Annotated in this window: 9 protein-coding genes; 1 reads left to right on the top strand and 8 read right to left on the bottom strand. The window is 71.5% G+C overall.

All coding sequences use genetic code 11. The features are described 5' to 3' along the window. Positions 1 to 165: 165 nt before the first annotated feature. The 8 genes from ACZ7MG_RS35560 to ACZ7MG_RS35525 all read right to left on the bottom strand — a co-directional run bounded on the left by ACZ7MG_RS35560 (position 166) and on the right by ACZ7MG_RS35525 (position 6,389). A complete protein-coding gene (locus tag ACZ7MG_RS35560; protein WP_471389190.1) occupies positions 166 to 1,380 on the bottom strand; it encodes an acyl-CoA dehydrogenase family protein in 1,215 nt (404 codons plus the stop codon). Positions 1,381 to 1,386: 6 nt separating this feature from the next. Continuing rightward, a complete protein-coding gene (locus tag ACZ7MG_RS35555; RefSeq protein WP_471389979.1) occupies positions 1,387 to 2,457 on the bottom strand; it encodes a phosphotransferase family protein in 1,071 nt (356 codons plus the stop codon). A 156-nt stretch (positions 2,458 to 2,613) separates the two neighbouring features. Next, entirely contained in the window at positions 2,614 to 3,525 is a 912-nt protein-coding gene (locus ACZ7MG_RS35550; RefSeq protein WP_471389192.1) for an MBL fold metallo-hydrolase, read from the bottom strand. A 106-nt stretch (positions 3,526 to 3,631) separates the two neighbouring features. Further along, the gene (locus ACZ7MG_RS35545) at positions 3,632 to 3,928 is read right to left on the bottom strand and encodes a hypothetical protein (RefSeq protein ID WP_086762432.1); all 297 of its coding nucleotides are present in this window, start codon (positions 3,926 to 3,928) and stop codon (positions 3,632 to 3,634) included. Between the two features lie 101 nt (positions 3,929 to 4,029). Then, positions 4,030 to 4,362: a DUF202 domain-containing protein gene (locus ACZ7MG_RS35540; RefSeq protein ID WP_471389196.1), complete on the bottom strand. Its 333-nt coding sequence runs from the start codon at positions 4,360 to 4,362 to the stop codon at positions 4,030 to 4,032. Next, positions 4,359 to 4,751, bottom strand: coding sequence for a YidH family protein (locus tag ACZ7MG_RS35535; protein WP_471389199.1), 393 nt, complete (start codon positions 4,749 to 4,751; stop codon positions 4,359 to 4,361). Before ACZ7MG_RS35535 ends, ACZ7MG_RS35540 begins: the two co-directional genes overlap by 4 nt. A gap of 10 nt (positions 4,752 to 4,761) precedes the next feature. Next, positions 4,762 to 5,232, bottom strand: coding sequence for an NUDIX domain-containing protein (locus ACZ7MG_RS35530; RefSeq protein WP_471389202.1), 471 nt, complete (start codon positions 5,230 to 5,232; stop codon positions 4,762 to 4,764). A 188-nt stretch (positions 5,233 to 5,420) separates the two neighbouring features. Then, positions 5,421 to 6,389, bottom strand: coding sequence for a DMT family transporter (locus ACZ7MG_RS35525; RefSeq protein WP_471389205.1), 969 nt, complete (start codon positions 6,387 to 6,389; stop codon positions 5,421 to 5,423). A gap of 246 nt (positions 6,390 to 6,635) precedes the next feature. On the opposite strand from ACZ7MG_RS35525, the gene ACZ7MG_RS35520 reads away from it, so the two are divergent. Continuing rightward, positions 6,636 to 8,291: an FAD-binding dehydrogenase gene (locus ACZ7MG_RS35520; protein WP_471389208.1), complete on the top strand. Its 1,656-nt coding sequence runs from the start codon at positions 6,636 to 6,638 to the stop codon at positions 8,289 to 8,291. Positions 8,292 to 8,384 lie beyond the last annotated feature (93 nt).

The raw sequence follows: 8,384 nt of genomic DNA, 5'->3' as shown, positions 1-8,384 counted from the left end.
GCGCCCCTGAAAAAGCGGGGCTGCGCCCCTGCTTTCTCGGCCCGAAGAGCACGGGGCGCAGCCCCGGCTCTTCAGGGGCGCGGGGAACTGCGCGAGAAGCCCCACCGGACCCGCACCCGCCAACGAACCCACGCCCCCCGAGCTATGAGGCGCCCCCGCCCACCCTCACACGTACCGCTTCAACTCCCGCCGAGCCAACGACCGCTGATGCACCTCATCCGGCCCGTCCGCGATCATCAGCGTCCGCGCCCCCGCATACAGCTCCGCCAGCGGGAAGTCCTGACTGACACCCCCGGCCCCGTACAACTGGATCGCCCGGTCGAGAATGTCCACCACCGTCCGAGGCGTCGCGATCTTGATCGCCTGGATCTCGGTGTGCGCCCCCTTGTTGCCGACCGTGTCCATCATCCAGGCCGTCTTGAGCACCAGCAGCCGCAACTGCTCGACGGCGACCCGCGCGTCGGCGATCCAGTTGTGGACGACGCCCTGCTGGGCCAGCGACTTGCCGAAGGCCTCCCGGGCCACCGCCCGCCGGCACATCAGCTCGATCGCCCGCTCGGCCATCCCGATGAGCCGCATGCAGTGGTGGATACGGCCGGGCCCGAGGCGGGCCTGGGCGATGGCGAAGCCGCCGCCCTCCTCGCCGATCAGGTTCGACACGGGCACCCGCGCACCCTCGAAGACCACCTCGGCGTGACCGCCGTGGGAGTGGTCCTCGTACCCGAACACCCGCATCGCCCGCTTCACCGTGACACCCGGGGTGTCGCGCGGCACCAGCACCATCGACTGCTGACGGCGGACATCGGCCCCGCCGGGGTCCGTCTTGCCCATCACGATGAAGATCTGGCAGTCGGGGTTCATGGCCCCGGAGATGTACCACTTGCGCCCGGTGATGACGTAGTCGTCACCGTCCCGCTCGATCAGCGTGGTGATGTTGGTGGCGTCCGAGGAGGCCACCTCCGGCTCGGTCATCGCGAACGCGGAGCGGATCTCACCGGCGAGCAGCGGCTGCAGCCACTGCTTCTTCTGCGCCTCGTCGCCGAACTGGGTCAGCACCTCCATGTTCCCGGTGTCGGGCGCGGCGCAGTTCAGCGCGGTCGGCGCCAGCTGCGGGGAGCGGCCGGTGATCTCGGCGAGGGGGGCGTACTGGAGGTTGGTGAGCCCGGCCCCGTACTCGGAGTCGGGCAGGAAGAGGTTCCACAGGCCCTGCCTGCGGGCCTCGGCCTTCAGCTCCTCCACCACGGCCGGGGTGTCCCACGGCGAGGCCAGCCCGGCCCGCTGCTCCTCGGCCACGGCTTCCGCCGGGTAGACGTACTCGTCCATGAAGGCGAGGAGCTTGGCGCGCAGCTCCTCCGTACGGGCGTCGAATGCGAAGTCCATGGGTGGTCAGCCTTCCTGGGAGCGGGAACCGGAGCCGGAATCGGAATCGGAGCCGGGGCCGGTACGAAGTGTCGTCAGGCCGTGTTCGATGAAGACGGGGACCAGGTCGCCGATACGGTCGAAGCCGCGGCCGACCGTCTGGCCGAGGGTGTACCGGTAGTGGATGCCCTCCAGGATCACGGCGAGCTTGAACCACGCGAACGCCGTGTACCAGGACACCGCGGAGACGTCGCGGCCCGAGCGGGCCGCGTACCGCTCGACGATCTCGGCCGGATCCGGGTGCCCGGCGGCCGTCGCGGTCGTGGAGACGGGGGAGTCGGGCGTGGCCAGCGGCACGCTGTACATCACCAGCAGGCCCAGGTCGGTGAGAGGGTCGCCGAGCGTGGACATCTCCCAGTCGAGGATGGCCCGGATCCGGTCGTCCTCGCCGAGCAGCACATTGTCGAGGCGGTAGTCGCCGTGCACGACGGTCGCGGCGGGGGAGTGGGGCAGTTGGCGGCCCAGGGCGGCGTGCAGCTCGTCGATGCCGGCCAGCTCGCGGTTGCGGGACGCGTCCAACTGCTTGCCCCAGCGCCGCAGTTGACGGTCGAGGAAGCCCGCCGGGCGCCCGAAGTCGGCCAGGCCCACCTCGGCCGGGTCCACCGCGTGCAGCTCGACGAGGGTGTCGACCAGGCCCAGGACGGCCGCCCGGGTGCGCTCCGGACCGAGCGGGGCGAGCTGCTCGGCGGTGCGGTAGGGGGTGCCCTCGACGAAGTCCATGACGTAGAAGGGCGCGCCGAGCACCTCCTCGTCGTCGCAGAACAGCACGGGACGCGGCACCGGCACGTCGGTGGTGTGCAGCGCGCTGATCACGCGGTGCTCGCGCTTCATGTCGTGCGCGGTCGCCAGCACATGGCCCAGCGGCGGCCGCCGTACGACCCATCTCGCGGTGCCGTCCGTGACCTCGTACGTCAGGTTCGACCGTCCGCCCTCGATCAGCCGGCCGGTGAGCGGGCCGCCCACGAGTCCGGGCCGCTCGGTGTCGAGCAGGGCACGGAGCCGGTCGAGGTCGAGACCTGGCGGGTGGTCTGGGTGCATCATCGCTCCTACGCGCGGTTTACCGGACCGTACCCCCTCATGATGCCGACCGGTCGGTATGTCGTCCAGTGGGCGACGCGAAAGTGATCGGAGTCTCGACGGGATCCGGCCGCCGGACGCGGCCGGATCCCGAAGCGGAGAGCCACCCGCCGTCCGTCACGCGTGGCAGGTCATCATCTCCCCACCGTTCACGGTCGCCATGTCCATGAATCCGGCGAACGGGTCCACGCCCTCGCCCTCCGGGTGCCCGTCCAGCTCGGCGTAGGCCCGGCGCAGGTTCGCCACCAGCCGCTCGCTCTCCGGCAGCGCGGCGTACTCGCCGAGATCCGTGTTCCGCGCGGCCTCCAGCGGGGTCAGCCCCGCCGCGTGCGACTTCTCGGCGACCTCGGCCACGAACCGCATGTACCGCTCGGCCTTGTCGAACGCCGACGGGTCGGTGACCGGCCCGTGCCCCGGTACGACGGTCTCGGCGCCCAGCTCGCGCAGCAGCGCCAGCGCGCGCAGCGAACCGCTGAGCGAGCCCATGAGGAAGAACGGCGTCCCGCCCTCGAAGACCAGGTCCCCGGCGAACAGCACCCGCCGGTGCGGCAGCCACACCACGGAGTCGCCGACCGTGTGTGACACACCCGGGTGGATGACCTGCGCCTCGATGTCCCCGACGTGCAGCGTCACACGGTCGTCGTACGTCAGGTCCGCGCCCTGGATGCGTACTTCCCCGAAGTCGGTCTGCGGCCACAGCAGATGGAGGTGCTGCCCGCTGGCGAGCGCCTCGCGGCGGCAGGCCGCGTGCGAGACGAGGGTGGCTTCCGGTGTGAAGTGCCCGTTGCCGTAGGTGTGGTCGCCGTGGTGGTGCGTGTTGACCAGGAAGCGGGGCCTCGGGACGCCCGTCGCGTCGAGCGCGGCGCCCAGCGCCCGGGTCCGGCGCTCCGTCGCCGCCGTGTCCACGAGCAGGGTGGTGGTTCCGTCACTCACGAAACCCGAGTTGTTCAGACACCATCCGCCGTCCGGCTGCACATACGCGTACACGTCGCTCGCGAGCTCGACGGTGTACGGCTCTTCCGCGGTCATAATGACCCCTTTCATCCCCCCGGATCGTCGCCAACTGCTGGTCAGAGCCTGCCAGTCGGCGACGATCCGGTGGAATCCGGGGTACGGAACGGCGCGGGTGATGCCGTCAGTGGTCGTCCCAGTGCCCGTCGTGGGCGGCGTGCCGGTGGCCGTCGTGCACATAGTCCACGTGGTCCCCGTGCGTGACCGCCTGGTGGCCGCAGTCCTCGCCGTGCTCGTGGGCGTGCCCGTCGTGCGCGGTGTGCTCGCTCGGCTCGCATTCGTCCCAGTGCCCGGAGTGCTCGCGGTGCAGATGCCCGTCGTGCGCGTAGTCGGTGTGGTCACCGTGCGACACGGCGACATGTCCGCAGGTCGGGCCGTGGTCGTGGTCGTGAACGGGGTGTTCCTGGTGCAGGAGCGTCATCGTGCTCACCTTCGGTGGGGTGGGGGTGACATCTCCAGGCTAGTCACAGAAGTCCCAGTTCTTCCTTTTAGAAACTCCATGCACACACCAAGGCTTGCTCTTCAGAACACCAGGGCCGCGCCGCACACCGCGAGGGCGATCACGCACAGGGCGGCCGCCGTGGCAGTCCGGGGCGCGAGGACGGCGGGGCGGACGGCCGTCAGGGTGTGGATCCGGCGGTGGGCGAGCGCCAGGAGGCCCAGCCACAGTGCCACGCACAGCGCCGCCGCCGTCGCACCCGCCGCCGACGGCCCGCCGTGCAGCGCGGACTTCCCGGCCAGGACGGCGACCACGGCCCCCGTGAGGGTCGTACGGCGCCACGCGAGCCGGGTGCGTTCGGGCTGGAGCCCGGGGTCCCGGTCGGGCGCCCCCACGGCGGCGGGCCCCGGGGTCACCCCTCCCACCCGAGCAGGACGACGGCGACCATGGCGACGGCGACCACGGCGACCACCAGGCTGAGCACCGCCGGGAAGCGGGACACCGGCAGATCCTCCCCGCGCCGCATCGCCCGCTCGCAACGCACCCAGTGGTTGACCGCCCGCAGCGCGCACAGCACCCCGGCGGCCAGCAGGGCGAGCGCGAGCCCCACCCGCCAGCCCCAGCGCAGGTCCGGCAGGAACTGGTCCACCGCGAAACCGCCGCCGATGAGCGCGAGCGAGGTGCGCAGCCAGGCGAGGAAGGTCCGCTCATTGGCCAGGGAGAACCGGTAGTCCGGGGTCCCGCCTTCCTCCCGGACCCCCTCGGGAGCGAACCAGAGCCGGACGTTCCGTACAAATTCGATCACGCACAGGACACTACCGGTCGACTTCGATGCCCTGGTCGCCCTGGTCGCCCCTGTGCTCCCTCGCCCTCGTCCTCACCCTCAGCCGCTCGTACGCCGCCAGCCCGTCCGGCACCCAGGCCCACTCGCCCAGCCGCCGCTCCACCTCGGCCTCGGTGAGGAACCCGTGCCAGGCGACCTCCTCCACCTGCGGATCCACCGGCAGCGCGCAGCGGACCTCGTACACGGCCGACCACCACGTCTTCCCGGCGCCGTCGTCGTACAGGAACTTGAAGAGCGGATCGGGGCGCGGCAGCCCCGAGACCCCCAGCTCCTCCACGGCCTCCCGCAGCGCCGCGTCGTCATAGGACTCGCCCGCGCCGACCACCCCGCCCACGAACAGGTCGTACAGCGACGGAAAGACCAGCTTCGTCTCCGTCCGCCGATGCACGAACACCCGCCCCTCCCCATCCACGATGTCGAGAATCTCGTCGGTGGCACTCATGGACCCATCCAAGCGGGTCCGTCGTCGGGCGCGGGTGAGTGGGGGCTTCCCGCGCAGTTCCCCGCGCCCCTTGAGGGCCGCAGGCCCTGACGGGCCTACGGCCCTTTCGGGCCGAAAAGCACGGGGCGCAGCCCCTGCTTTTCAGGGGCGCGGGGAACTGCGCGAGAAGCCCCACCCACCCGCACCCGCTACGCGACCCGAACCCCCGCCCCCTCCCGCGCACCCCCGGCGGAGCCGCCCGCGGAGCCGCCCGCGGAGCCGCCCGCGGAGCCGCCCGCGGAGCCGCCCGCGGAGCCGCCCGCGGAGCCGCACGGCATGGCCGGATGCATCCCGAGCAACACCACCCCCACCACCGCCCCCGCCAACCCCACGGCCTCCCAGGCCAGCGCCCCCGCGTCCATCCGCAACCGGTCCCCCAGGAACCCCACCCCGCACACGATCCCCGCCAACGGCTGCGCCGCGGTCAGGGCCGGCAAGGACATCCGCAGCGGCCCCGCCTCGAACGCGCTCTGCACCAGCAGCAGCCCGGTCACCCCGAGCAGGACCACCCCGTACGGCTGCCACGTGGTGAACAGCCCGCTCCAACCACTCTCCCCGAACACCTGCCCGCTGACCCGGGTCAGCGCGTCCTGGACGCCGTAGAGGAGCCCCGCGGCGACCGCGAGGAGCACGGGCGCGGCGCTCAGCCGGGACCGCTTCGCGTACGCCGTGAGCAGCAGCGCGAGCCCCGCCATGACACCGATGATCAGCCACTGCCGCACGGGCCCGCCCACTGCGGCACCGCCCTCCGGCCGCCCCGCGACGATGAACGCGGTCACGCCGCCCGCGAGCAGCACCAGCCCCGCCCAGCCCTGGCGGCCCAGCGGCTGACGGGTCTGCCGGCGGGAGAGGGCGAGCGCGAAGAGGAGGTTCGTGGCGAGGAGGGGTTCCACGAGGGTCACCTCGCCCTGGCTGAGCGCGATCGCACCCAGGGCCATGCCGCACACCATCAGCCCGATCCCGCCGAGCCAGCGCGGCACCCGGATCAGGTCGAGCAGCAGCCGGGGCGAGAGGAAGTCGCTGAGCGGGGCGTGCGCGGCGGCCTGCTGCTGGAGAACGAAGCCGAAACCCAGACAACAGGCGGCACTCACGGCAAGGATCAGGACGAGAACCGACACGGTGGGGGCACCTCTGACGATCAACAGGGGGCATAACGGTCAATGTGTCTGTCCTCGGACTCTAACCACCCGGCCGTGACCTGTCCGTAAGAGGAGACACATCCCCGCAGTTGACTAGGTCACTCCGGTGCCGAAGGATCTGTTGCCACAAAGCTGCTGACCGGCCAGTAACAAAGCGCTGGGCGGTATCCGGCCTGCCCCGGCACGCCGCCGGCCGCCCGACCCGTTCCCGAGAGGACGTCCTCCATGTCGTACGACGCAGATGTGATCGTGATCGGGGCGGGCCTCGCCGGGCTCGCGGCGACCGCGGAGCTCGTCGACGCGGGCCGCAAGGTGATCCTCCTCGACCAGGAGCCGGAGCAGTCGATCGGCGGCCAGGCGCACTGGTCCTTCGGCGGGCTCTTCTTCGTCGACTCGCCCGAGCAGCGCCGGCTGCGGATCAAGGACAGCCACGCCCTCGCCCTCCAGGACTGGATGGGCACGGCCGCCTTCGACCGCGAGGAGGACCACTGGCCGCGCAAGTGGGCCGAGGCGTACGTCAACTTCGCGGCCACCGAGAAGCGGTCCTGGCTGCACAAGCAGGGAGTGCGTTTCTTCCCGGTGGTCGGCTGGGCCGAGCGCGGCGGCTACGACGCCAACGGCCACGGCAACTCCGTCCCCCGCTTCCACATCACCTGGGGCACCGGCCCCGGCCTCGTCGCGCCCTTCGAGCGGCGGGTGCGGGAAGGCGTCGCCCGGGGCCTGGTCCAGCTGAAGTTCCGGCACCGGGTGACCGGCCTGTCGCGCAGCGCGGGCGCCGTCGACACCGTCACCGGCGAGATCCTGGAGCCCTCGACGATCGAGCGCGGCCAGGCCAGCACCCGCACGGTCACCGGCGCCTTCGAACTGAAGGCCCAGGCCGTGATCGTCACCTCCGGCGGCATCGGCGGCAACCACGACCTGGTCCGCGCCAACTGGCCCGAGCGCCTCGGCAACCCCCCGGAGAAGATGATCTCCGGCGTGCCCGCGCACGTCGACGGCAAGATGCTCGCCATCGCCGAGGAGACGGGCGCCCGCCTCATCAACCGCGACCGCATGTGGCACTACACCGAGGGCATCCAGAACTGGAACCCGATCTGGGAGAACCACGGCATCCGCATCCTCCCCGGCCCGTCCTCGCTCTGGCTGGACGCCCGCGGCAGGCGGCTCCCGGTCCCGCTGTTCCCGGGCTTCGACACCCTCGGCACCCTCGAACACATCATGAAGACCGGCTACGACTACACGTGGTTCGTCCTCGACCAGAAGATCATCGGCAAGGAGTTCGCGCTCTCCGGCTCCGAGCAGAACCCCGACCTCACCGGCAAGTCCGTCAAGGACGTCTTCATCCGGGCCCGCGCGGACGTCCCCGGCCCGGTGAAGGCGTTCATGGACAACGGCGTCGACTTCGTCGTCGAGAAGGACCTCGGCTCCCTGGTGCGCGGCATGAACGCGCTGACCAAGGAACCGCTGATCGACGAGGCCGAGCTGCGCCGCGAGATCGTCTCCCGGGACCGCGAGGTCGCCAACCCCTTCACCAAGGACCTCCAGGTCATGTCGATCCGGGGCGCCCGCAACTACCTCGGTGACAAGCTGATCCGCACCGCCACCCCGCACCGCATCCTCGACCCCAAGGCGGGCCCGCTGATCGCCGTCCGCCTGAACATCCTGACCCGCAAGACCCTCGGCGGCCTGGAGACCGACCTCTCCTCCCGCGTCCTCACCGAGGGCGGCGACCCGCTGGAGGGCGTGTACGCGGCCGGTGAGGCCGCCGGTTTCGGCGGTGGCGGTGTGCACGGCTACCGCTCCCTGGAGGGCACGTTCCTCGGCGGCTGCCTGTTCTCCGGCCGTACGGCGGGCCGCGCGGCGGCGAAGGCGGTCCGCTGACCCCGAGCGGTGCGGCCACCCCGAGCGGTCGGTGGTTACGGAATTCTGACGGACATCCGCGATCCCTCGCCCGACAGGGGTGGCGGATGTTCG

The sequence above is a fragment of the Streptomyces sp. NPDC107538 genome (assembly GCF_055657445.1).
The sequence above is the reverse complement of the archived record's forward strand: the minus strand, read 5'-3'. Positions and strand labels throughout refer to the sequence as shown.

What these genes read in the sequence shown, in the direction of transcription:
- ACZ7MG_RS35560 (WP_471389190.1), bottom strand. Translation starts at nt 1,380, where the DNA reads ATGGACTTCGCATTCGACGCCCGTACGGAGGAGCTGCGCGCCAAGCTC.
- ACZ7MG_RS35555 (WP_471389979.1), bottom strand. Translation starts at nt 2,457, where the DNA reads ATGCACCCAGACCACCCGCCAGGTCTCGACCTCGACCGGCTCCGTGCC.
- ACZ7MG_RS35550 (WP_471389192.1), bottom strand. Translation starts at nt 3,525, where the DNA reads ATGACCGCGGAAGAGCCGTACACCGTCGAGCTCGCGAGCGACGTGTAC.
- ACZ7MG_RS35545 (WP_086762432.1), bottom strand. Translation starts at nt 3,928, where the DNA reads ATGACGCTCCTGCACCAGGAACACCCCGTTCACGACCACGACCACGGC.
- ACZ7MG_RS35530 (WP_471389202.1), bottom strand. Translation starts at nt 5,232, where the DNA reads ATGAGTGCCACCGACGAGATTCTCGACATCGTGGATGGGGAGGGGCGG.
- ACZ7MG_RS35520 (WP_471389208.1), top strand. Translation starts at nt 6,636, where the DNA reads ATGTCGTACGACGCAGATGTGATCGTGATCGGGGCGGGCCTCGCCGGG.